This window comes from Candidatus Epulonipiscium viviparus (genome assembly GCF_000171335.1).
Classification (GTDB): domain Bacteria; phylum Bacillota; class Clostridia; order Lachnospirales; family Cellulosilyticaceae; genus Epulonipiscioides; species Epulonipiscioides viviparus.
The window spans coordinates 1-25,047 of sequence record NZ_ABEQ01000046.3; the positions used below are offsets into that span (position 1 = coordinate 1).

Sequence of the window (25,047 nt, forward strand, 5' to 3'; positions counted from 1 at the left end):
TGGCAGCTTTTTAAAATGGGAAATTATAAATTAATATAGTAATATATGGATAAAATGGAACATAGAATAAAATGGACAATTAAATTTTTATAATTGAGGAGAAATTGTATATGGACAAATGGATTAAAATTAGTACAAAAGAAGATCTGAAAAAGTTGGGAAAATTTGAGGACCTTAAAAAGGAAATACTAATAGATTTAAACTTGGTAAACATTATAGGATTTCGAGGATTTGACCAAATGTATCAGTTTATTACAAAATTGCAAAAGCTGATAGAGCGAGGTAGTGTAGAGACGCAAATGCTAAATAATGTATGTGATAAAAAAGCGGAATTTAATGCTTTGAGATTGAACGTATTAGAAACGTTAGAATTAAAGGGAATAATTAATTTCCAACGTAAAGTAGACATACCAATTTTCATAATGCGGATACAAAACTTTATGCAGCAACAGAATACAAATACAATCGTTGATGTACAAGCAAAAGCGGAAGTTATGGAAGCTGTAAAGGTAGAAGTAAAAGCCGAGGTTATGGAAGCTGCCAAGGCGGAAGCAAAAGCGGAAGTTATGGAATTTGCAATGGCAGAAGTAATGGAAGAAGCCAAAACGGAAATTATGTTGCAAGCAAAAGCCGAGGTTATGGAATTAGCAAAAGCGGAAGTAATGGAAGCTGCGATAGTAGAAGCAAAAGCCGAGGTTATGGAAGCTGTAAAGGCAGAAGTAAAAGCGGAAGTTATGGAAACTGCAAAGGCAGAAGTAAAAGCCGAGGTTATGGAAGCTGCCAAGGCGGAAGCAAAAGCGGARGTTMTRGAAGCTGYRAWRGYRGAAGCAAAAGCCGAGGTTATGGAATTTGCCAAGGCRGAAGCAAAAGCGGAAGTTATGGAAACTGCAAAGGCGGAAGCAAAAGCCGAGGTTATGGAAGCTGTAAAGGCGGAAGCAAAAGCGGAAGTTATGGAATTTGCCAAGGCGGAAGCAAAAGCGGAAGTTATGGAATTTGCAATGGCAGAAGTAATGGAAGAAGCTAAAGCAGAAATTATGTTGCAAGCAAAAGCCGAGGTTATGGAATTAGCAAAAGCGGAAGTAATGGAAACTGCCAAGGCGGAAGCAAAAGCGGAAGTTATGGAAGCTGTAAAGGCAGAAGTAAAAGCCGAAGCTATGGAAGTTACAAAAGCCGAAGTAATGGAAGAAGTTAGAGAAGAGATTAAGGCTGAAATAATGGAAGAAGTTAGAGAAGAGATTAAGGCCGAAGTAATGAAAGAAGTTAGAGAAGAGATTAAGGCCAAAGCAATGACAGAAGTTAGAGTAGAGAAACAAGCAATTGATTTGGGAGAATCTGATAATAGAGGATTTTTTAAGTCTGAGATTCATGAGATAGCATATAAATTGATTAATTATAATTCCATTTTTGACGCGTCTTTGGGGATTACCAGATTACACTATTTGAGTGCTGAAAAAGCAAAAGAGTGGCGTAATAAATATGCCAAAATGTTCCATCCAGATCAAAAGCAAAACATGGACATGTTAGAGGAAACTACAAGTGCGATAAATAAAATTTATAATAGAATGGTGGGGAAATCATAAGTGAGTGAACAATTAAATGAACAAAAAGAACAAAAAAAGGAACAAAAAAATGAAATAGTAGTATATGAAGAGTTAAAAAATAGTCCTAACTTTCAAAAATCATTTGATTTGCATAAAAAATTGACCCTATTAAAAATTGGAGATAAAGAGGATAATTTTAATAAAAACACATTAACAGCAATTAATAACCAAATTCAAAACCATACTATCATAGATTCGAAAACTGGAATTTTGTATTTTAGGGTAGAGGGAATTCATAATATTTTGAGGACAAAGCCGGGTATAGCAAGAAATTTGATATACCAAGGCAATCCTCCACAACTACAAGCTGTAACATCAGTAGTAGTTCATAACGACAAAGATTATATTTCTCAACCATCATTGATGGCAATATTGGATTATTCCGATGCGTTAAGTGGCGGAACCAAAGGTAGATATATAAATTACGTTAATACATCAATTAGGTTATTTAAAACTTTTGAATATATTAGACATTTGAAATACAAGTTTTTGGGAGATATGATTTCATCTAGAGCGACACTCAAAAACAAAAAAATTAAGAGTGAAAAAATAACACAATGCCAGTTTACAAACACACCATTTAAAAATAAGAAGGATGTGGARTTTGCCCACATAGATGCTGTGGCGTATAAACCTAATTTAGCAACGGATATACGTAATGGTGTTATTGTATTAAAAAGTATTCATACAGAAATGACAAAGCAGGAGATAAATGATTTTAACGCTATGTATAAGTTTTGTGTAGATAATAATTATGACCTAAAGTGGGCAGAAAAAGTGGATTGGTGAGTTATATTTTGTGCATGATTTGGCTATAATGTTAGTGTATATTTATGCTAAAAAGGGTGAGTAGCTATGTTAGATTTCTTTAAGGAGCTGCAGAAAGAAAATGGGTTCAATAGCAAGATTCCGGAGATTTCACGCCATGATAGAGAAGAGTTGCGTAGAATTGGTAGAGAAGTTCAGAAGAAGTTTGAAGAAACATTTGATGAGGTAAATCCGGAATTTGGCAAATCAGTAAAAAAATTTAATAATACTGTAAATGCTGGCCTAGATATAGTCAAAAAAGGGATTGACAATGTAAATAACAGCTTTGAAGCACTGCACGCTAAAACTTGGAAAGAAGAAATATTGATAGAAAATCAAATACCAGAAGTGGGAGATCATTTGTGGGTTTGGCGATTGGGCTATACGCACCATGGGTTATATATAGGAAATGGAAGGGTTATTCATTATTTAAAAGAGCAGGTAAAAGAGGACTCGATAGAGACGTTTGCAGATGGCTCTAAAATTAGAATTCGACCAGCCGAAGATAGCCCGGCACATTATGTAGCAGAGGAGATTGTATCTCGAGCCAGAAGCCGAATGGGTGAGAATAATTATGATTTATTTTCGAATAACTGCGAGCAATTTGTGCGTTGGTGTAGATGTGGTGCATTTGCTCCAGAAAACTCAATTAAAGATATGTTTAAAGAACTGTAGCCGAATTTATGTCGGCTATTTTTTTTTCAGTGAAAGATAGTCAGATATCCTTCACTGTGTATAATAAAATGAGTTTTGTTGAATGCTAACTAATATTTTTTGAATATATTTACCGAATTCATCATCCTTTTATACGCCTCTTGCGCATCTTGGTTTGAATCGTGTTTATCATCGGTAGAGTCTTCGTCGTCGGTTGACTGTGCAGTTGCATTAACCTTTTGAGTAGTTGCTTCCGTTTTTTTTTTGAGTTGGTATAAATCTTGTTGTACTTTGCGGTCTTGTTTGATATAAACATTAGGGGTAGCAAGTGTGGCCAAAATGTTAGATGTCATAATAATCACCTCCTGTAATCATATACATCTCAACTTTATACTCTCTTTATATATCGGACAATATAATGGAAAATTTTAGAAAAAAGCCGATAATATGGTACAAAATTTTTAGTAAATAAATATATATAAAATAGACTACAAGTTTAAAGGATGATGTTATGCTTAATATATATAAGACAGATGCATCGGGAAAGAACTGTGAAACTGCAGAGATTGAGCCTGGATGCTGGATACGACTGACAGTGCCAAACAAATATGAGGTAGACAAAGTAATTGCAAGTACCGGGATAGATAGATCAGATATAATATTAGGGCTTGATAGCGAAGAAACTGCGCATATTGCGGTAGAAGATAACTATACGATTATAGTGGTGGATATGGCTATACGTAAAAAAGGAGCGGTACAAGAATTTTCGACTGTTCCGTTAGAAATTATTGTATGTGAAAATTTTATTGTGACCGTATGTAATGTAGCGGTAGAGTTGATTGAAGATTTTGCCGAAAACAAGATTAAAAATTTTTCGACTAAAAAGAGAACTAGATTTATCTTACAAATTTTATATAAAAATGCGTCATATTATTTGCAATATTTAAGATGCATTGATAGAGTGGGTAACAGAATCGAAAAGCAATTGATTAAAAATCTGAGAAATGAGGATTTGTTGTATTTATTGACCTTAGAAAAAAGTTTAGTTTATTTTTCTACATCTTTGTGTGCAAACGATATTGTCCTTGAAAAAATGCTTAGAATGGATACAATTAAGCAGTATCCCGAAGACGAAGATTTGCTAGAAGATGTAATTGTAGAAAATAAGCAGGCAATAGAGATGGCAAACGTATACAGTAGTATTTTGAGCGAAACTCGTGACGCCTTTGCATCTGTTATATCAAATAATTTGAACACAGTAATGCAAAGATTGACATCTATAACAATAGTTTTGGCATTGCCGACAATGATATTTAGTTTGTTTGGAATGAATGTACCGGTGCCGTTTATGAAAAACCCTGCTGCATTAGCTTATATATTGATAATATCAGCAATATTTGTAATTTTGGGGATTTTGGTTATGGTAAAGAAGAAAATGTTTTAAAAGGAGAATGTTATGAAATTAGTTATTGGACTTGGAAACCCGGGAGCAAAATATGTCGCAACAAAGCATAATGCAGGATTCTATGCGGTGGATTATTTAGCGCATTATTATGGAATAGCAATGAACAAAAACCGATTTAGAGGAATTTCTGGAGAGGGGATAATTGAGGGTGAGAAAATATTGTTGCTAAAGCCATTGACATTTATGAACCTAAGTGGCGAATCATTAATAGAATGCATGAATTTTTATAAGCTAACAGCAGAAGAGATATTGGTGATATATGATGATACAGCATTTGAAACAGGGGTTATAAAAATGAAAAGAACAGGGAGCGCAGGAGGCCACAACGGCATAAAAAATATAATCGAACACATCAAAACCCAAAATTTTCCTAGAGCGAGAATAGGGATTGGTCGCCCACCGGAAGGATATTTGCTGGTAGACTATGTATTGTCTAAATTTACAGACATGGAGATAGAAAAAATTAAAGATAGTATGCCAAGCTTTAAGGATGCGGTGACAACTTTTGTTACAAAAGATATAGAAGCCGCGATGAATAAATTGAATGCAATATAAGAAATTTTAACTATTTTTGGAGTAATGCATATCATGATAAGAAAAAACAATTAAGAAAGAAGGATTAAAATGGATACAATATTAACAGACCTTGCAATAATGTTGCTTGTAGGATTGATATTCGAAAAGATAGCCAATAAGCTGAAACTACCAAGTGTAACAGGATATTTGGCAGCGGGGTTATTGCTGGGACCTTCATTACTAAAGATTGTATCGGTTGATATTATTAGTGATTTTGCAATTATATCCAATTTGGCGTTAGGATTTATAGCGTTTTCGGTTGGGGGAGAATTTAAGCTGAGTTATTTTAGGCGTGTTGGAGCGGCACCAATAGTTATTGCTATCTTCGAAGCTTTGGGTGCTATGTTGCTAGTAACGGGTGTTATGTTGTTATTCAATTTTGATCTAACGTTTTCGTTGGTTTTGGGAGCGATAGCAACAGCGACGGCCGCAGCTTCGACAATAATGGTGGTAAAAGAATATAATGCTAAGGGGCCTGTAACAGAAACACTTTTGAGTGTTGTAGCTCTTGATGATGCGGTATGTTTGATTAGTTTTGGATTTGCGGTAACGATTGCAAAGGCAATTGCGACGGGAAGCGGTTCTATGGTAGCGATGTTGTTGGAACCCTTTGGACAGATACTTGGGTCATTAGTGACGGGAGTTGTGTTGGGATTTTTAATGAAGTTTCCTATTATATGGGTTAAGAATAAAGGGGGACAGCTATCTGTTATAATAGCATTTGTGGCATTGACAATTGCCGTTGCGGATTTGTTTGGATTTTCGAGTTTGCTAACTTGTATGGCAATGGGAGCGATGTTTGCGAATGTGTATGTTGAAAGTGATAGCATTGTGGATGTAGCAGATGAAATTACTCCGCCTCTTTATATGATATTCTTTGTGATTTCTGGCGCGGAACTAGATGTATCGGTATTGCCGACGTTGGGGCTTGTGGGAATGATTTATATTGTGTTTCGAGTAGTAGGAAAAATTTCGGGGGCAGCGATAGCGGCAAAGATTATGCGTGCTCCGGCAACTGTTCAAAAATATTTGGGGGCAACGCTGATTCCGCAAGAGGGAGTTGCTATTGCATTAGCGCTATTGGCAGAAGACGTGGTGCCGGAATATGCTATTCAAATCAGAGCAATTGTACTTTGTGGAACATTTATTTATGGAATGATAGGGCCTGCCCTTACTAAGACTGCATTAAAAAGAGCAGGGGAAATCGATTAAAACTCGTTGTCAAAAAAATTATTATTGGCAGCGGCGGGCGAGGTTGTTGCGGTTAATTGATTTGATGGTTCAGGAAGAATTTCTATATTGCAATGAGGAATGCTCTTGTTTCTAAATTGCCATATAGTAGCGTAAGGTAATTTGCCAAGCATTTTTTTGGCAGTGTTTTCGCTAAGAGTTCGTACGTATACTTCTTTTTTTTCATTATATACGCGGTAATATGTTCCCATACCGACGGGCAAATTGTATTGCTGCATATATATTGAGAAATCAACAAATTCTTCGATCGTTATTTTATTTTCCATCAATGCTCGGGCAGCCTGAACAAGCGATGGGTTGTATGGATCAGTGATTTGGGGGGTAGTATCATATTTAGCAACTTCTATTTTAAGGAGATACATTTCTTTCATAATACTTTCTTTTAGGGAATTTACTCTTTTTATGCTGGGCTCATATTTAAATTTGGTTAAATGGAAGAAGAAAATTTCTCGAACGGCTATATCGAATACGTTGCTTAGGTTTTTTTGAACTCTAAAGCGTACTTCTGGAAAATTTCTGGGAATTTTGACGGGTTCAGAATCCATAATTTTCTTAGGATTATTTTTCTTCTGCATTAAGTTATCGTATAAATCGTTATGATAATTTTTGTAATATGTGTGAGTGCATTTTTTGAGGCGAGAGTCTAGTTCCATGGCATCCGGGATACCCATAACCTTTAGATATACATATCCAGTGACTAATGCGTCATATAAAGCAGTGTGAAATTTATAAAATCTAGTGTGTAAAGGACTTGCTAGATTGCTAATGAGATGCTTAATTTGGGCTTTAGTAATATTAAAATTATCAGCTTTAATCTCTAAAGTGCCCCGACCACATACTTCTAGTTGGGTCCGTTGTTTTAATTTATTTAAGTTTGTTGGAGTATTAATTGTTTTGTCAAGAGATTTTAAATCGTGTTCTAAGCTCATTCCGACAAATTTTATTTCATTTAGAGGGTATGTTTGTTCGCAACCTTTTAAAAATTCATTGATACATCCGGCCATAGGTTGAGGATTATTAATGTGATAGTTATTTTGATTTTCTTTAAATTTAATATCTGAGGCTCCGGATTGACTAATAAAAATTTCTAATACGCGTATGAGTTTATTTCTATCAAATAAAATAAGAGCTAGTTCGCGAACTAGCCCAAATTCGTCAAATTCACAATCTAATGTCATATATATTTTTTCCATGTTTTGGTCTCCTAAGTTTTAGTTATAAAGGGGTAAATATGTACAGAAGTCTGTTGCATGTGACCCCCCCCTCGCAAAGGAGGGAATGATTTTGTATGATTGAATATATAAAGGGGGGCAACAACGTTTTTTTTTAAGGAATAAAAAATTCTTCTTCATCTTCTGCAGTTGGTTGATACTCTGGTGTATAAACTAGAGGTGGTAATAATTCGGGTATTGATATTTGAGGCATTGCTGGCGATGGTGCGGATGGCGGAGTTGGTAACGGCAATGGCTCGGGAGTTGGTATTACAGTTGGTGGAGCAGGAGCTAGTGTAGGTTCTGGTATCACAGAGTCTATTATAGTTACTGGAGTTTGTATTAATTGTGGTTCTGGTATTAGAGTTGAAGTAAGCGGTTCTGTAGGTGGTGGAGGTGGAATTATAATAACTTGTTCTTCTACAGGAGCGGTAGGCAAATCAACTTTAACTTCTAAGGATGGCATTTCTGGAGAAGAATGATGTCCAGTACAATATTCATCTATTATATGTTCCGGTCTAAAATAGTCTGTGTGAGTTTTGGTGCAGTTATAGGTAGGTTTCATTCCTGTAATTGAGCACACAGTGGCTTTTACATATCCAGTAGTTGTGGGTGTAAAATCTCGATATGGCAAATCTTCATGAATTTCTTGCATGATTTTGGCCCATATAGTTAGATGATGTGTACTAGACGAAGTAAGTTCTTCTGGTATATCGTGTCCTAACCAAATGGCAGCAGTATAGTATGGCGTATATCCTGCAAAGGTTAAGTCTTTTGATTCATTAGTTGTTCCAGTTTTACCGGCTATTGGATGAGAATAAAAATCTTGATTAATTTTTGTTCCTGTACCTATTTTGATAACATCTTCCATCATATCTGTAAGCAAATATGCTGTAGAAGCTGAAACAACTTGATGAGTTTCTTGGTGTCCTTCTGGATTTTCAGGGCTAGGCGGACTATTATCAAATAGCATATTTCCGTCCATATCTAAAATTTTGGTATATAATATTGGTTCGTGGTATACACCAGCATTAGCTAGAGCTGCATATGCACCGGCCAAATCAATTGTAGTGACTCCGTGAGTGAGACCACCTAAAGGTAATGCGTATACTTTATCTTTACCATTTTTATTAAGTGTTCTAAATCCAAAATTTTGTATATATTGATACGCTGTATCAAGACCTAACATTTGAACGGTGCGAACTGCCATTGTGTTTACAGAATGCCAAATACCTCGACGCATTGTTGACGGACCTACATATACGTTATCATGGTTTTTTGGTGTGTAAAATTCTGTTGGCGTAATTTCTATTGTTAAAGGTTCGTCCAAAAGRATAGATCCGGGAGAAAGGAGTCCGGTATCAAGAGCTGGCGCATATGCTGCTAGTATTTTAAATGTAGAACCCGGTTGTCGAGTTGCTTGTGTAGCACGATTGAAAGTACGGCTACCAGATTTTTCCCCTCGGCCTCCCGATAATGCAGGAACATAGCCAGTTTGGTTATCGATTATTACAAAAGAAGCTTGAGGTTCTAAAGTTTCGTATACTGTTTCCAAATAGGTCATGTCCTCCGTAATGCCCCATTCTTTTAACTTTGTGTTTTTAAATGAATCTACTTGATAAAAGTTTGAAACAAATCCTATTGCGCTGTAGTGTTTTTGAGTATCATCATCGTTGATAACAGAAACACGATAATCTACCTGAATTTTTTTCTCATTATTAGGATACAAGTTGCCGTTATTTATCACACGATCGACTATCTCTTGTATTTCAGGATTAAACGTAGTATATATTTTTAGTCCTCCACCATATAACATATTGGTAGCTTCGTCTTCTGTCATATCTGCTTCTGCAACAAAGTCTCGAATTACAGAGTCAATAACAGCGTCCACAAAAGAAGTGTGTGGTACTATTGCGGCTACAAATTCGTCATTGAGAGCACTTATTTTGCCAAAAAGTGTTCCTTGTGCGGTATCGCCTGATCTTGTGGTATAGAATTGAATAGTATCTGACCCGGGTATCGCAGAAACAACTTCTATATTTGGATTTTCATCTAAAGCGTTTTGTGCATCTTGTGTAAATTGAGGATTTGTTGGTAATGCTTTTTCGGCAAGAGCTCCTAGTCGTTCTTCCTCTGTTATATATCCTTGCTCTACCATATTGTGAAGGATAAGTTGAGCTTTATCCCAGTTTGCTTCTGGGTTGGTAACAGGGCTAAAGTTAGATGGAGATTGTGTTATTCCAGCAAGTATGGCAGATTCGGCTAAAGTCAAATCGGATACATCTTTGTTAAAATACCTATCAGATGCTGCTTGGACTCCGTTCATTCCATGTCCTAGCGCTAGTGTATTTAAATAGTATTCAAGAATAAGATCTTTATCATATTTTTTTTCAAATTGCAATGCAAGATACATTTCTTGAAGCTTTCTTTCAAACGTTCTGTCAGTGGTTAGTATATTATTTTTGATCAGTTGTTGAGTGATGGTACTAGCTCCTTCTGATAGTGAAGCTGTTTGTATATTTACGAGTATAGCACGCAAAGCTCCCCTTATATCTACACCATTATGTTGGTAAAAACGGGCATCTTCTATGGCAATAAGTGCCTTTTGAAGATAATATGGAATTTCGTCCAGAGTAGCGTAAATTCGAGCTTCGCCTTGGTTACTATTTAGACGATCTATTTCATTGCCATAAACATCATATATAAAAGTGGTATAATTATCTCTGGGTTTAAGGTCTAATGTGTTTACATCTGGAGCTGCATCTATAACATTTAACACCCAGGCAAGAGCTGCTCCACATACGCCAAAAACTACAATAACTAAACCAATCAAAAAAATTTTAAAGCCAAGGAGAGTTGTGCGTTTAATCTCACGATGAGATTTTTGTTCAGCATCATTCTCCTCTTTAATTTTCTTTGAATAATCCATGTATGATTCGTTGCCACAATTATAAAACTGTATAAACATAATTGCCATTCTACTTCACTTAAAAGGAATTTACAAGGTTTTATTGGGCAACTTCCTCCTTTTTTAAAATTTTACTTAGTATGACAAAGTTGCTTTAGCAGTTGTTAAAACTCCTTTAAGATAGAGTATACCAAAAAAAAATGCATATATCAATAGCAATAAAGTTGTACGAGAAAATAAAATTGATATTTTTTATAATTTGGGTTATGATAGAATTGCTTAGCAGATGATGACGACGTGATGTAGTTTAATTATATTAAAAGGAGTAACATATATGAAAAATTTAGGAATGAGCGATTTTGAAAGAGATTATTTGTTGGAACTTGCAACTGAATACAAAAAGATAGCAGATACAGAAGAAAATAAATCTAAAATTCAAAATTGGTATGATATTAATGAYCTAAAACCTAATGCAAAACCTCTTTTTATGAATCACTACTGGCCAGCTGCATTGAATGAAGTTTTTCCGGAGGATAGTTATAAATGTAAGTCTCAAGCTGCACTTAAATATGAAAAGCACTTTAAGACGCGAATGTTCTATATTAAAGAGCTTGGCGATGATAATGTAGTTGAACCTGTTATTGCGGCTCATTTTGGATATAACATAGATCAATTTGGCGGGCTGCCATCAAAAAAAATGATTCGTTCGGCAGAGGATGATGGATCTGGTGCATATGAATTGGCACCAATTATTATAAAGCCAGAAGATATTGCGCTTATTAAGGATCCTATTTTAAAATATAATAAAGATGTTGCCGAGGAAATTTTTGAGCAGACACAAGAAATTTTTGAACCTGTATTGACGGTGGTAAAAAGAGCCGCGGCTTGGGGAAGTAAGCTAGCTGATCAATTTACTTGGTTTAGAGGTATGGAGCAAGCATATATTGATATGGTTGATGATCCGGAGTGGGTACATGAGTTGCTAGAAACAATTGCAGATAAATATAAAAAAGGACTTGATTTGTTGGTAAATAATGGATTATGGGGCAACTATGATTTGTCGGATCCTCTTGGATCTTCGTCTGGGCTTAAATATGCCACTGGAATTAAAGACTATAAAGATGTGAAACCGGGAGATTATTTTAAGGATAAAATTCCATTGGATAAGTCTTGGGGAGGTAGTATAGCAGAAGCATTTACCTGCGTTTCAAATGATATGCATGAAGAATTTAGCTATATGTATGATAGAAAATTAAATGAATGCTTTAAGTATATTAATGTAGGTTGCTGTGAAGTGTTAGGGCATAAAGTTGATTTAATACGTAAGTTTAGAAATGCTCGTAAAATTTCTATATCCGAGTGGAATAAATATGAGCTGGCCGCAAAGAACATAGGTCGTGATTTTGTATATAGCTATAAACCGGCTGGAGTACCATTTTTGGGAGAAAATCTCGATAAAGTGGCAGTGGAAAGAGAAATTAGAGGAGTATTAGAGGCTGTTAAAAAATATAATTGTAATGCAGAACTAGTGTTGAATATAGGAGGTACTTTAGGCGTAAATCCGCATAAAAAAATTAGAGAATGGTCGGATCTGACCAGAAGACTAATAGAGGAATATTATCAATAGAGTATCTTGACAGATTGCAGTAATATTTTATAATGATAGATGACTTTAAAAATAAGAAGCACTCGACAAAAGTTGAGTGTTTTTTTATTAATATTTAGGAGGAAAAGATGTTAAGGACGCATTATTGTGGAAATATTAGAGAAAGTAATATGAAATCTAGCGTAAAGGTTTGTGGCTGGGTGAATACGAAACGAGATATGGGAGGGATAATTTTTATTGATTTACATGACAGAGAAGGTACGCTGCAAATAGTATGTGACCTGGAAATGCTAAAGGATAAGTTTAAGATAATAGAAGCAGTAAAGAATCAGAGTGTATTGCAAGTGAGGGGAAAAATCCGTCTTAGAGATGATGAAACTATTAATCCAAAGATAGCAACAGGGACGGTGGAGCTTTATGCAGAAGATTGTAGATTATTATCTGAAGCGTCGCCGTTGCCCTTTTCATTAGACGAAGAAGTGCGAGAAGATTTGAGGCTGAAATATAGATTTTTAGATATTCGTCGAGAAGCTATGATAAGCAATTTAAAATTTAGACACAAGATACAGAAATTGACGCAAGATTATTTGGATAACGATGGATTTATTAGTGTGGAAACGCCTATGCTGACTAAGTCGACGCCAGAAGGTGCAAGAGATTATTTGGTACCCAGTCGTGTACATCCAGGAGAATTTTATGCATTGCCACAGTCGCCGCAGATATTCAAGCAATTGCTAATGGTAGGAGGGCTTGATAAGTATTACCAAATTGCACGATGTTTTAGAGACGAAGATTTGAGGGCAGATAGGCAGCCAGAGTTTACGCAAGTAGATATGGAAATGTCATTTGTAGAGCAAGAAGATGTGCTTAGACATTTGGAAAAGTTGTTTAAGTATATATTTAAACACTCTATGAATATAGAATTTGATGATAGGTTTCCGAGGATTACCTGGAAGACTGCAATGGATAAATATGGCAGCGATAAGCCAGACTTGCGGTTTGATTTGCCAATAGTAGATATTACAGAAGTCGCAAGAGTGTGTGAATTTTCTGTATTTAGAAATGTTGTTGACCAAGGTGGCGTGGTTAGAGCTATTTGTATAAAAGGTGGAGATGTGCTCAGCAGAAGTCAGATTGATGAATTGACAAAGACGGCAGTAACATTTGGAGCAAAAGGTATGGCGTGGATATCACTTCGCCCGGATGGAGAAATATATTCGATATTAAAAAAATATTTTAATGAGAGCGATATTCAAGCAATTATTGAAAAGACAGAAGCGAAAAATGGAGACTTTATATTATTCTGTGCAGATAAATTAGATATAGTTCGCAAAGTTTTGGGAGTGTTGCGCTTAGAAATAGCAGATATATTTAATTTGCGAAGAAAAGATGATTATAAAATTTTGTTTGTAACCGACTTTCCGCAGTTTGAATATTCGGAAGAAGAAGGGCGATATTTGGCAATGCACCATCCATTTACAATGCCATATTTAGAAGATATTTCGCTAATAGAAACTGACAAAGGAGCGGTCAGAGCACAAGCTTATGATGTAGTGTTAAATGGAGTTGAATTGGGAAGTGGGAGTGTAAGAATTTATGATGCAGATATACAGCAAAAGATGTTTAGYGCATTAGGATTTTCTGATGAAGAAATTAAAGAGAGATTTGGTTTTATGGTAGATGCGTTTAAATATGGAACTCCGCCGCATGCAGGATTTGCGTTTGGGTTAGATAGGCTTGTAATGCTGCTAGTGGGAGCAAATTCATTGCGAGAAGTTATAGCATTTCCGAAGACAAAGGATGCTTCTTGTTTGATGACAAATGCACCAAATCTAGTAGATGATGAGCAACTAGAAGTGTTAAATTTAGGACTTTATACAGCGGAGGGTATAGTAAAGAAAAAGGCGAAAAGTAATGATGTAGATGTGGATGTAGATAAAGTGGCGGCATTGGCGATGCTCTCAATTAAAGAAGAAGAAAAGGAGAAGTTGAAAGATGATTTATTGTCGATTATAGAATTTGCAAATCAATTGAAAGAAGCAGATACAAGCAACATTAAGCTGTCGACGGCAGAAGTAACGAATGTGTTAAGAACAGACGTGGTTACAAATATAAATCGCCGAGATGAAATGTTAAGTAATGCAAAAACTAAAGAAAACGGAATGATTTTGATAAAAAAAGTAATAGAATAGTATGGGAGGAAATGTATGAAACAGGGAAGAGAAGTGATCTCATTTGACTACGCTATGAAGTATATACTAAGAGAGAAGTCAAATTTTGATATATTGGAAGGATTTTTATACGCACTGCTAAACGAAGAAGTAAAAATATTGGAAATATTAGAAAGTGAAAACAATAAAAATGACATTGATTTAAAGTCTAATAGAGTAGATTTGCTAACAAGAGATGAGCAAAATCGAAGAATGATAATAGAAATCCAGTATGCAGCGGAATCGGATTATTTGCAAAGATTGCTATATGAAACAAGTAGAACAATAATAGATAATCTACCAGATGGAGCAAGATACGAAGAAGTAATAAAAGTGATATCGATTAGTATATTGTATTTTGATATAGGAACAAAATGCGTATATAAAGGAGAAATGTCATTCCGAGATATAAAAACAAAGGAAAATTTAATTCCAGAAAAGGCAGACAAATATATAGGAATAAAAAGTAAGAAAAAGAATTATAAAGAAATTTTTCCGGAATATTACTTGATCAATACGAGGCTGTTTAATGATAATGTAGAAACRGATTTAGATGACTGGATATATATGTTTAAAAACAGTGAAGTAAGAGAAGGAGCAACTGCAAAAAGTATTGATAAAGCAAAAGAGCGCTTGGATGTATTAAAAATGAGTAAAAAAGAACGATCTCAATATAACAATTTTCTAGACGAGAGGCGAAAAAGTGCAAGTCAGTATCATACAGCGTATACTGAAGGAATAGAGCAAGGAATAAAGCAAGGAATAAAGCAAGGAATAGAACAAGGAATAGAACAAGGAATAGAACAAGGAATAGAACAAGGAATAAAGCAAGGAATAGAACAAGGAATAGAACAAGGAATAGAACAAAATAAAAAAGAATTCGTGAAAAGAGGATTGGATAAAAAAATTAGTATTGCAATGATTGCTGAGTTGGCAGAATTATCAATAGAAGAAGTGAAGGCAATAATTAAAAATTTGAGTTAGTAGATTGGAGAAAATATGTATACATTAAGCCGTCGACGGCAGAAGTAACGAATGTGTTAAGAACAGACGTGGTTACAAATATAAATCGCCGAGATGAAATGTTAAGTAATGCAAAAACTAAAGAAAACGGAATGATTTTGATAAAAAAAGTAATAGAATAGCATGGGAGGAAACGTATGAAACAAGGAAGAGAAGTGATCTCATTTGACTACGCTATGAAGTATATACTAAGAGAGAAGTCAAATTTTGATATATTGGAAGGATTTTTATACGCACTGCTAAACGAAGAAGTAAAAATATTGGAAATATTAGAAAGTGAAAACAATAAAAATGACATTGATTTAAAGTCTAATAGAGTAGATTTGCTAACAAGAGATGAGCAAAATCGAAGAATGATAATAGAAATCCAGTATGCAGCGGAATCGGATTATTTGCAAAGATTGCTATATGAAACAAGTAGAACAATAAGAAATAATCTATCAGATGGAGCAAGATACGAAGAAGTAATAAAAGTGATATCGATTAGTATATCGTATTTTGATATAGGAACAAAATGCGTATATAAAGGAGAAATGTCATTCCGAGATATAAAAACAAAGGAAAATTTAATTCCAGAAAAGGCAGACAAATATATAGGAATAAAAAGTAAGAAAAAGAATTATAAAGAAATTTTTCCGGAATATTACTTGATCAATACGAGGCTGTTTAATGATAATGTAGAAACGGATTTAGATGACTGGATATATATGTTTAAAAACAGTGAAGTAAGAGAAGGAGCAACTGCAAAAAGTATTGATAAAGCAAAAGAGCGCTTGGATGTATTAAAAATGAGTAAAAAAGAACGATCTAAATATAACAATTTTCTAGACGAGAGGCGAAAAAGTGCAAGTCAGTATCATACAGCGTATACTGAAGGAATAGAGCAAGGAATAAAACAAGGAATAAAGCAAGGAATAGAACAAAATAAAAAAGAATTCGTGAAAAGAGGATTGGATAAAAAAATTAGTATTGCAATGATTGCTGAGTTGGCAGAATTATCAATAGAAGAAGTAAAGGCAATAATTAAAAATTTGAGTTAGTAGATTGGAGAAAATATGTATACAGTTTCAGAATTAAGTAAAATGCTTAAAGATAAAAAAATTTCATCGGTTGAAGTAACRACAGAATATTTGGCAAAAATAGATGCGAAGGATAAAGAGATAGAAGCCTTTTTGCTAGTGACCAAGGAAGAGGCAATGGAGGCGGCTAAACTGGCGGACGCAACAATAGCGGCAGGGAACGCAACAACGCTAACTGGAATCCCTTGCGCAATAAAAGATAATATGTGTACCAAGGGAATTCGCACTACTTGTGGTTCAAAAATGTTGGAGGATTTTATTCCAGAATATGATGCGTTTGTAATAAAAAAATTGAAGGCCGCAGAAACGGTAATGCTAGGCAAGTTGAATATGGATGAATTTGCTATGGGTTCATCAAATGAGAATTCGCATTTTCATATAACAAAAAATCCCAAAAATCTTGAAAGAGTGCCAGGTGGAAGCAGTGGAGGCTCGGCTGCAGCAGTGGCGGCGGATATGGCGGTCTTTACACTAGGGAGTGACACAGGAGGATCGATAAGGCAGCCCGCATCATTTTGTGGAGTGGTCGGGATGAAGCCTACGTATGGCTCGATTTCTAGAAATGGATTGGTGGCGTTTGCRTCATCGTTTGACCAAATTGGACCATTAACTCATACGGTAAAAGATTCGGCCATGGTGTTAAACGCAATTGTGGGACATGATAAAGGTGACTCAACTTCTAGAGTGTATAAATATGAAGATTATACAAAAGATTTGGAAAAAGGAGTTCGAGGATTRAAGCTTGCAGTACCGAAAGAATATCTGGAAGGTGACGCTATTCAAGCAGAAGTGAAAGAGGCAATTGTAGCGGCAATAAAAGAGTACGAGAAAATGGGGGCAGTGGTGAAAAAAGTTTCTATGCCATCGTTAAAGTTGGCGCTACCTGCCTATTATGTAATTTCTAGCGCTGAAGCATCTTCAAATTTGTCGCGATTTGATGGGGTCAGATATGGTTATAGAACTGATGACTATGAAAATATTGAGGACTTGTATAAAAAATCTCGAAGCGAGGGCTTTGGAGCAGAAGTTAAGCGTCGAATCATGCTAGGAACATTTGCGTTGAGTGCAGGATATTATGACGCATACTATAAAAAAGCCGTAGAAGTGAGAGCACTGATAAAGCAAGAGTTTGATGAAGTATTTAAAGATAGCAGTGCAATAATCTCGCCTGTGGCACCAACAACGGCATATAAACTTGGGCAGAAGACAAAAAATCCTTTGGAGATGTATATGGGAGATATTTACTCTGTGCCAGTGAATATAGCTGGAGTGCCGGCAATCAGCATTCCGTGTGGAGTAGATTCGGAGGAGTTGCCTATAGGAATGCAACTGATTGGAAATATGTTTAGTGAAGCTTTATTATATCAAATTGCAAATGCTTATGAAGCACGTTAGAGGGAGAAAATTATGTACGAAATGGTAATAGGACTTGAGGTCCATTGTGAATTAAATACAGAGACAAAAATATTTTGCGGATGCAAGACAACGTTTGGGGCAGAGCCTAATACGCAGGTTTGCCCGGTGTGTATGGGAATGCCAGGAACGCTTCCGGTGTTGAATGAAAAAGTGGTAAATTATGCCATTAAGGCGGGGCTTGCAACAAAATGTAAGATACGAGCCGTATCAAAGCAAGATAGAAAAAATTATTTTTATCCCGACTTGCCTAAGGCATATCAAATATCACAGTTTGATGAACCACTTTGCGAGAGAGGATATATAGAAATAGAAACAGAAGGTGGAGCAAAAAAAATAGGAATAACAAGGATTCACATAGAAGAAGATGCCGGGAAGCTGATTCATGACAAAGAAAAAGGAACGTTTATAGATAGCAATAGATGCGGGGTACCGTTGATAGAAATTGTATCAGAACCAGACATGAGAAGTTCATTAGAAGCAGTTGCATATTTCAAAAAGTTACGTGCAATAATATTGTATACAGGGATTTCTGACTGCAAAATGAACGAAGGATCCTTGAGATGCGATGTTAACTTGTCTGTGCGAAAGAAAGGAGAAGAAAAGTTTGGAACACGTACAGAAATGAAGAATTTAAACTCGTTTACGTTTATTCAAAAAGCAATAGAATACGAATTTAAGAGACAAGTTGATATTGTGAAAGCTGGAGGTGAAGTTGTACAAGAAACAAGGCGATATGACCAAGCTACGGGAAAAACATATTCTATGAGAACAAAGGAAGATTCAAACGATTACCGATATTTTCCGGACCCAGATTTGGCGCCAATAGTAACTTCAAAAGAAAAAATTCAGAAATTGAAAAAGGAAATACCGCCATTGCCAGATGAAAGAAAGCAAAAGTATATGCAAAATTATGGACTGAACGCTTACGATGCGGAATTGCTAACAAATGAAAAAGAGGTTGCAAATTATTTTGAAAAGGCAGCAGTATATGCTAAAAATAAAAAAATACTAGCAAACTTGATTATTACAGAAGTTCTGAAAATGGTAGAAGATGATAAAATCAAAATTTCGTATAAAAGCATAGCCGATATTTCTAACCTAGCCAGCGGCGACAAAATTAATAGTAGCGTTGCCAAGAAGTTGATAAAAGATGCGTGGGACAAAAATATCGATGTAAATAAGTACGTGGAAGAAAATGATCTACTTCAAATCAATGACAAGGTATTGCTAAAAAAATTGGTATTAGAGGCAATAAAGGCAGATCCTAAGTCTGTGGCTGCGTATAAAGCGGGTAAAAGTATTGTTATTAAATCGTTTATTGGCAAAATAATGGGAAAAACTGGTGGAAGAGCAAATCCTGTAGTGGTTAGTAAATTACTAGAGAAAGAACTGTCAAAATAATAGGAGGTCATCATGAAGGATAATAAAGCTGGCATTATATGGACTATGGTAATAATTATAGTGGTACTATTAGTGGTTTGGTGGTGGTGGTTTTATGGATCAGAGCCTGAAACAGAAGTAGTAGTTCCGGTGGCGCAAAGTGAATCTTTGGCACCCGAAGCTGTCGCAGTGGCAGAATAAGTCGAATGATAATAGGAGGTCAAGATGAAAAGATTTGCGGCGATAGTAATACTCTGTGCCATTTTAATTTTGGGATGTTGGTGGTTCTTTGGAGCCGAAGAATCGGAGGTAGTAACTCCAGAAAAAGTTAGTGAGAAGGTGGATCAGTTATCGGATCGACCATCGGAGTTGCGAAAGTTGATAGATAGAAGTGGTGCTGAAATAGAGGCATTGGATAACTACTTTAGAGTGGTTTCATATGCACCAGCAATAACCGAGCTATTAGTGGATTTAGGGTATGGTGACAGAATTGTTGCGATAACAAGTTATGACAAAGGAGATGGTGTAGTAGGAGAACCTAAAGTATTCGACATGGTAAATCCTGACATGGAAGGGCTGCTTGTATTAGAGCCAGACTTAATCTTGGTGGGAGAATTGACTGCCGAGGGCGGTGCGGATCCATTAATAGAATTCAGAAAAATGGGGACCACTGTTGCAAGCTTTCCTACCGCTAACACTATAGCAGATATATATTTAGATTTGGAGTTTATGGGAGAATTGCTGGGAGAAAAAGAGACGGCAGATGCTTTGGTTCAAGATATGAAAAGGCAAATAGCGGAGATATCGGCTATTACAGATAAAATCGAAGATAAAAAGAGTGTCTACTTTGAAATTTCTCCTGCTCCATATATGTATAGTACAGGAGACGAAACCTATTTAAACCAAATGATATCTATTGCAGGAGGAGAGAACGTCTTTGCAGATGACCAAACGTCTTGGATTAGTGTAACAGATGAGATGGTGATTGCGGCAAATCCTGATGTCATTATTACAAACGTAACGTATGTAGATGATGCTGTTGCGGAAATTGAAAAGAGAAATGGCTGGGGAGATATTACAGCAATAAAAAATGGAGAAGTGTTTTTAGTGGAGAACAACCCAACTTCGTTACCTACTAGAAATATTTTGACCGGAATTAGAGAGATGGCAAAGGATATGTATCCAGAGTTATTTTAAGTGAAGTAGGCTGTCGCGATAATTGCGGCGGCTTTTATTTGAGTTAGGGGAGGAATTGTGATGAAAGTTAAGATGGGGATAACTGTTGTTTTGGTTGTAATAGCGATTATTTTGGGAATCGGAATAGGTTCTGTTTTTGTTCCACCTGCAGATGTGGTATCRATAATTTTGCATAAGCTTTTTGGCGTAGCATTGAGCGAAAGTGTAACTGCTCCAGAGGTAAGCATCGTATGGAACATAAGAACTGTGAGAACTTTGATGGCATTTGTGGTGGGAGCTGCGCTATCGGCATCTGGCTCTGCTATGCAATCGGTATTGCAAAATCCCTTGGCATCGTCGTATACATTGGGTGTTTCAGCTGGTGCAAGCGTTGCTGCTAGCATTTGCATTATAGGTGGATTTTCATTTTTTGGAATTTTGACATTGCCGCTCTTGGGAATGACTTTCGGAATTTTAACGGTATTTGCGGTGGTGGCTGTATCGACAAAACTGGATCGCCAGATAAGTAATATTACGATAGTGTTAGTAGGAATGGTGATATCGCTATTTTTGAGTGCGGTGATGTCTATTTTAATTGCAGTATTTAAAAATCAAGCGGAAAGAATTATATTGTGGCAGATGGGGAGCTTTGCAGGAAATCAGCCCATTGAGCTTGTCATTGTTACTGTGATTTCGGTTATAGGAATATTTGTATTGTGTATAAAATCACGCGAGCTAGATATTTTGAGTTTTGGAGAAGAGCAGGCGTTTTCTATGGGCATTGATGTTAAGAAAGCCAAGTGGGGGATACTTATATTTGCTGCAGGAYTGACGGGCTGCGCTATTTCATTTGTGGGAATAATTGGATTTATTGATCTRATAGCACCGCATGTTACGAGAAGAATTTTTGGAGTCAGTCATAGAATTGTGATACCCATGTCTGCTATGTTTGGAGGGCTTTTTATGGTTGGATGCGACATTTGCTCGCGAGTTATTGCAAATCCAATCGAATTGCCAGTGGGAGCAGTGACCGCGCTGATTGGTGCACCGTTTTTTATGTATATATTTTTTAAAAAAGATAGCAAGGAGGGCAGGGTCGATGCTTGATATAAAAAACTTGAGGACAGGATACGATAAGCAAATGGTTTTGAAAGATGTAAGTCTCAAAGTATCTCTGGGAGAAAATTTATGTATATTGGGTTCAAATGGTTCTGGAAAAACAACGCTTCTCAAGGCAATTAGCGGAGTTTTACAATATGAAGGAAGCATTGTATTGTTTGGAAAAGAAGTGAGCGAGCAAAAGCCAATTGAGTTGAGCAAAAAAATAGCCCGCCTATCGCAGATGACAAATATATATTTTCCATACACTGTCTATGATACTGTAATGTTGGGTAGGTATAATCAGCTTTCAAAAAATGTTTTCGAGAAGCCTGCGAAATTGCATTATGAATATGTTGATTATTGCCTACATGCGGTGGGAGCGTATGAGTTAAAAGATAGGCGCATCAATACCCTCTCAGGGGGGCAACTACAGAAGGTGCTGCTGGCACGGGCATTGGCGCAAGAACCAAAAGTGATTTTGCTAGATGAGCCTTCCAATCATTTGGATCTAAAAAGTCAGATGGAATTATTCACATTTTTGGCAGAGTGGAGCGCTGATGGTGAGCATTCGGTGATAGCGGTGCTACATGATGTGCTGCAGGGATTGCGATTTTTTGATAGACTGCTGCTGCTACGACGCGGGATGATTCAGTTTGATGGATCAGCGGATGCGGTACAGTATGATCAATTAAAGAATGCGTATGGATTTGATGTAGTTGCCTATCTTAAGCAAATGCAAGAAAAACTAAATGCGCTGTAGATACCTATGCCGTTTTTAGATACTGACTTATTTCGTATAGTGCTTGATAGAGATCTGAATAAGTGATCATAACCTGATTATTCATATTGTGAAAAAGCTGTTCAGAAATTATGCCGGCGTCATGTAACACGATGCGTTTGTCAATGTTGGTATCAGCTATGGAAAGCATTTCGAAGATAGCAAAGACGAGCTGAATTGTGGTTACATATTCGTTTTGAAGATAGGCTTCGTTTAATGGCATCGAGATTTCCTCAATGCGAATAAATTTGTGAAAAGCTTCTATAACATCTGGCGCAGCTGCAAGGTCGTTTAGGTGAATGTCGTTATTGTAGCTGCCGATTATGATTCCTGCATTATAGGCGTAGGAGATACCGTTAGAAAATGGATGCCCCTCGTAGGCATAAGGCAAGTCGAGGTCGGCCAAAAATGCTCCCTGGGCAATAAGTTGTTGCTGTATTTGAGAGATCATAGAAGAATTATAAGCGAAGTCTCGAAAAGTAGCGTTGGTATTTACCGCGTATGCTGCGGCCACGCCAGCTGCTTCCCCAATAGCCATTCCGATAGGCACAACTCGAACACTGCCAAAGCCAATGCTGTGGTAGCTGGCACTTCTGCTGGCGATGAGGAGGTTGTCGATTACTTTGGGGATGATGGAACGAAATGGAATGCTATATGCATCGGGATCGCCAATGATGTAGCCCCAGTTGTCTATGCTAGTAGTTTGAATATCGATTGGGTAACTGCCCCAAGCAATCTTGTCAGAAAAATTCATGTGGCTCATCATGTCGCTGGCACTGAGAGTATATTCGCCGATGATATGTCTGGATTCGCGTACGTATAGTTCTTCTGTTATGCCGCCATATGTTGCATTGGCAAATCCAGGAATATTTGCAATTATATATGCCGCAATGTGTTCGCATTCGTCTGCAGCTATGTTTTTGGCGGCGCTTAATTCAGATTGGTTAAGAGGGTCAAAGCCTATGAGCTGCATAGCATTGATGAGTACCGAATTGTCGTTTTGTAGCCCCACATTTAATCCTCGAACTTTTACATTGTCTGGATAAGCAGGCGTGTATGCTCTCATTATATCTAAAAATCCCCAGGCTGAATACGCATTCATTTCGGCTTGATAATAGGCCGTATCAGAATAAATTCCGTCTCGCAGTGCGGCCCAATCGACGTTATCTATTTTAAATACCTGTGTGATTGCCTGAATTTGTGTAGGATTATTRATGTCCATCCCGCCGATTGTATAGGGAACTCCAGCGGCCGCCGCAATGTCCGCATCTTGTGTGGCATCGATAAAGACGTTGGCTGTAAATGTAGTATTGTTAGCAGTTATATGTGTGATTTTATTTTCTGTAACAGCGGGCAARATGTCGTCCGCATTGAGAATAAGCGTGATGTTGTCCTCAGCTGCGATCATTGATAAGAAAATTTTCTCGGCTGTTGCAATATCAAATGAATCGCGTTTGTCCCAAAATCCAGCGAAAGCATTTTCGGGGTGAATAGCAAGAAAAAATTCTTCAAAAATCCCTTGCGTCAATAGAGTACCATCCAATGAATAATTCATGTCTAGAGAATTTAGACCTCCTAGTGTAAATAAGCCTCCAACTTTGTCGCGAGTATCGATAAGCAGTGTGCGCATTCCGTTTCTAGCACTGCTTACGGCCGCGGCAATGCCCTCGGGGTCTGTGCCTATAACAGCAACGTCAAAGTCTGCTGCAAAGATGTTAAAGGTCATACAAAATAAAAAGATTGTTATCATATAAAATTTTCTCATCGTTAATCCTCCAATGTGTTTAAAGTAGTTGTCCCATAGTAAAATGTGGTGTAAAATAGATCTAAAATGAATGTGTGGTGATTAAATGATTTTTGCAAGCATGACATTTTTATTTGTATTTTTGCCAATTGTATTAATAGGATACTTTGTTTTGCCGATGCGGAATATCTTTATATTTTTGGCGAGCTTATATTTTTATGCTTGGGGGGAGCCTAGCTATGTGTATCTAATGCTATTTAGCATATGTTTCAATTATATCATAGGGCTTTGCATTAGCGATAGAAAAGAAGTTTTGGTGACGGGAGTATTTTTAAATTTGCTGATTTTATTTGTGTTTAAATATGAAGGGTTTATAGTAGAGAATATAAATCATTTACTAGATATAAATTTGCCGAGCATGAATTTGCCGTTGCCTATTGGGATCTCATTTTTTACGTTTCAAGCTATTTCGTATTTAATAGATGTGTATCGAAAAGATGTACCGTCGCAGAAGAATCCAATTAATTTGGGGTTATACATATCGCTGTTTCCACAGCTTATAGCAGGACCAATTGTGCGCTATACAGATATTGAAAAGCAAATCAATCAACGTAGTATTACATGGGCTCAAATCGATTATGGCGTAAAGCGTTTTATTGAAGGTCTGGCAAAAAAAGTAATTTTGGCTAACAATTTTGCGATCATATCGGAGGCCGCATTTGCAAGTGATAACCTTTCAACCAGCTTTGCATGGCTTGGAGCAATTGCGTATACATTGCAAATTTATTATGATTTCTCGGGGTATAGCGATATGGCAATAGGGCTTGGAAGAATATTTGGTTTTACATTTGCAGAGAATTTTAATTATCCGTATATTGCGAAGACGGTGAGTGAATTTTGGCGCCGATGGCACATCTCGTTGGGTAGTTTTTTTAGAGATTATGTATATTTTCCGTTGGGAGGATCTCGCGTAAGCAGAGGTAAATTGCGCCGTAATTTATTTATTGTGTGGGCATTAACAGGGCTATGGCATGGTGCGGCTTGGCAATTTTTGGCATGGG

General features: G+C 36.6%; 22 protein-coding genes. 18 read left to right on the forward strand and 4 right to left on the reverse strand.

Translation table 11 applies throughout. The features are described 5' to 3' along the window. The first annotated feature begins 110 nt into the window (after window positions 1–110). From EPU_RS07540 to EPU_RS12780, 3 genes are all read left to right on the forward strand, one after another. On the forward strand, window positions 111–1,580 hold the full coding sequence (locus EPU_RS07540) for a hypothetical protein (RefSeq protein ID WP_029488219.1): 1,470 nt from the start codon (window positions 111–113) through the stop codon (window positions 1,578–1,580). Then, window positions 1,581–2,390 (forward strand): hypothetical protein, encoded by an 810-nt coding sequence (locus tag EPU_RS07545; RefSeq protein ID WP_029488220.1) that lies wholly within the window; start codon window positions 1,581–1,583, stop codon window positions 2,388–2,390. Between the two features lie 66 nt (window positions 2,391–2,456). After that, window positions 2,457–3,083: a lecithin retinol acyltransferase family protein gene (locus EPU_RS12780; protein WP_010168116.1), complete on the forward strand. Its 627-nt coding sequence runs from the start codon at window positions 2,457–2,459 to the stop codon at window positions 3,081–3,083. A gap of 89 nt (window positions 3,084–3,172) precedes the next feature. On the opposite strand, the gene EPU_RS07555 is transcribed toward EPU_RS12780, so the two are convergent. Continuing rightward, complete coding sequence (locus EPU_RS07555; protein ID WP_010168117.1) at window positions 3,173–3,415, reverse strand: hypothetical protein; 243 nt, start codon at window positions 3,413–3,415, stop codon at window positions 3,173–3,175. Window positions 3,416–3,573: 158 nt separating this feature from the next. On the opposite strand from EPU_RS07555, the gene EPU_RS07560 reads away from it, so the two are divergent. From EPU_RS07560 to EPU_RS07570, 3 genes are all read left to right on the forward strand, one after another. Further along, window positions 3,574–4,506: a magnesium transporter CorA family protein gene (locus EPU_RS07560; protein ID WP_010168118.1), complete on the forward strand. Its 933-nt coding sequence runs from the start codon at window positions 3,574–3,576 to the stop codon at window positions 4,504–4,506. A 12-nt stretch (window positions 4,507–4,518) separates the two neighbouring features. Next, on the forward strand, window positions 4,519–5,082 hold the full coding sequence (pth, locus tag EPU_RS07565) for an aminoacyl-tRNA hydrolase (RefSeq protein WP_010168119.1): 564 nt from the start codon (window positions 4,519–4,521) through the stop codon (window positions 5,080–5,082). A gap of 69 nt (window positions 5,083–5,151) precedes the next feature. Beyond that, a complete protein-coding gene (locus EPU_RS07570) occupies window positions 5,152–6,315 on the forward strand; it encodes a cation:proton antiporter (protein WP_010168120.1) in 1,164 nt (387 codons plus the stop codon). Here the strand turns inward: EPU_RS07570 and EPU_RS07575 are convergent. Beyond that, window positions 6,312–7,547, reverse strand: coding sequence for a hypothetical protein (locus EPU_RS07575; RefSeq protein WP_010168121.1), 1,236 nt, complete (start codon window positions 7,545–7,547; stop codon window positions 6,312–6,314). The genes EPU_RS07570 and EPU_RS07575 overlap by 4 nt on opposite strands. A 133-nt stretch (window positions 7,548–7,680) precedes the next feature. Then, window positions 7,681–10,542, reverse strand: a complete 2,862-nt coding sequence (locus EPU_RS11940; protein WP_052296486.1) for a transglycosylase domain-containing protein — start codon at window positions 10,540–10,542, stop codon at window positions 7,681–7,683. Window positions 10,543–10,807: 265 nt separating this feature from the next. Between EPU_RS11940 and EPU_RS07585 the strand changes: the two genes are divergently transcribed. The 11 genes from EPU_RS07585 to EPU_RS07635 all read left to right on the forward strand — a co-directional run bounded on the left by EPU_RS07585 (window position 10,808) and on the right by EPU_RS07635 (window position 22,224). Beyond that, window positions 10,808–12,100, forward strand: a complete 1,293-nt coding sequence (locus EPU_RS07585) for a uroporphyrinogen decarboxylase/cobalamine-independent methonine synthase family protein (protein ID WP_029488221.1) — start codon at window positions 10,808–10,810, stop codon at window positions 12,098–12,100. A gap of 107 nt (window positions 12,101–12,207) precedes the next feature. Continuing rightward, window positions 12,208–14,271: an aspartate--tRNA ligase gene (aspS, locus tag EPU_RS07590; RefSeq protein WP_029488222.1), complete on the forward strand. Its 2,064-nt coding sequence runs from the start codon at window positions 12,208–12,210 to the stop codon at window positions 14,269–14,271. Between the two features lie 15 nt (window positions 14,272–14,286). Next, the gene (locus EPU_RS07595; protein WP_010168125.1) at window positions 14,287–15,273 is read left to right on the forward strand and encodes an Rpn family recombination-promoting nuclease/putative transposase; all 987 of its coding nucleotides are present in this window, start codon (window positions 14,287–14,289) and stop codon (window positions 15,271–15,273) included. Window positions 15,274–15,296: 23 nt separating this feature from the next. Next, window positions 15,297–15,434, forward strand: a complete 138-nt coding sequence (locus tag EPU_RS14475; protein ID WP_330360219.1) for an Asp-tRNA(Asn)/Glu-tRNA(Gln) amidotransferase subunit GatC — start codon at window positions 15,297–15,299, stop codon at window positions 15,432–15,434. A 15-nt stretch (window positions 15,435–15,449) separates the two neighbouring features. Beyond that, entirely contained in the window at window positions 15,450–16,352 is a 903-nt protein-coding gene (locus EPU_RS07605; protein WP_010168127.1) for an Rpn family recombination-promoting nuclease/putative transposase, read from the forward strand. A 15-nt stretch (window positions 16,353–16,367) separates the two neighbouring features. Next, a complete protein-coding gene (gene gatA / locus EPU_RS07610; protein WP_029488223.1) occupies window positions 16,368–17,786 on the forward strand; it encodes an Asp-tRNA(Asn)/Glu-tRNA(Gln) amidotransferase subunit GatA in 1,419 nt (472 codons plus the stop codon). Between the two features lie 12 nt (window positions 17,787–17,798). Beyond that, a complete protein-coding gene (gene gatB, locus EPU_RS07615; protein WP_010168129.1) occupies window positions 17,799–19,208 on the forward strand; it encodes an Asp-tRNA(Asn)/Glu-tRNA(Gln) amidotransferase subunit GatB in 1,410 nt (469 codons plus the stop codon). A 12-nt stretch (window positions 19,209–19,220) separates the two neighbouring features. Beyond that, window positions 19,221–19,388: a hypothetical protein gene (locus tag EPU_RS13625; RefSeq protein WP_010168130.1), complete on the forward strand. Its 168-nt coding sequence runs from the start codon at window positions 19,221–19,223 to the stop codon at window positions 19,386–19,388. 24 nt (window positions 19,389–19,412) lie between these two features. Then, on the forward strand, window positions 19,413–20,384 hold the full coding sequence (locus EPU_RS07625) for an ABC transporter substrate-binding protein (RefSeq protein WP_010168131.1): 972 nt from the start codon (window positions 19,413–19,415) through the stop codon (window positions 20,382–20,384). A gap of 60 nt (window positions 20,385–20,444) precedes the next feature. Beyond that, entirely contained in the window at window positions 20,445–21,470 is a 1,026-nt protein-coding gene (locus EPU_RS07630; protein ID WP_044149828.1) for a FecCD family ABC transporter permease, read from the forward strand. Then, entirely contained in the window at window positions 21,463–22,224 is a 762-nt protein-coding gene (locus EPU_RS07635; protein ID WP_010168133.1) for an ABC transporter ATP-binding protein, read from the forward strand. The genes EPU_RS07630 and EPU_RS07635 overlap by 8 nt, the downstream gene beginning before the upstream one ends. A 4-nt stretch (window positions 22,225–22,228) precedes the next feature. Here EPU_RS07635 and EPU_RS11945 read toward each other — a convergent pair whose 3' ends face one another. Then, window positions 22,229–24,007, reverse strand: a complete 1,779-nt coding sequence (locus tag EPU_RS11945) for an FAD-dependent oxidoreductase (RefSeq protein WP_052296487.1) — start codon at window positions 24,005–24,007, stop codon at window positions 22,229–22,231. Window positions 24,008–24,236: 229 nt separating this feature from the next. Between EPU_RS11945 and EPU_RS07645 the strand changes: the two genes are divergently transcribed. Beyond that, on the forward strand, window positions 24,237–25,047 hold an 811-nt coding region (locus EPU_RS07645), incomplete at its 3' end, for an MBOAT family O-acyltransferase (protein ID WP_304411980.1).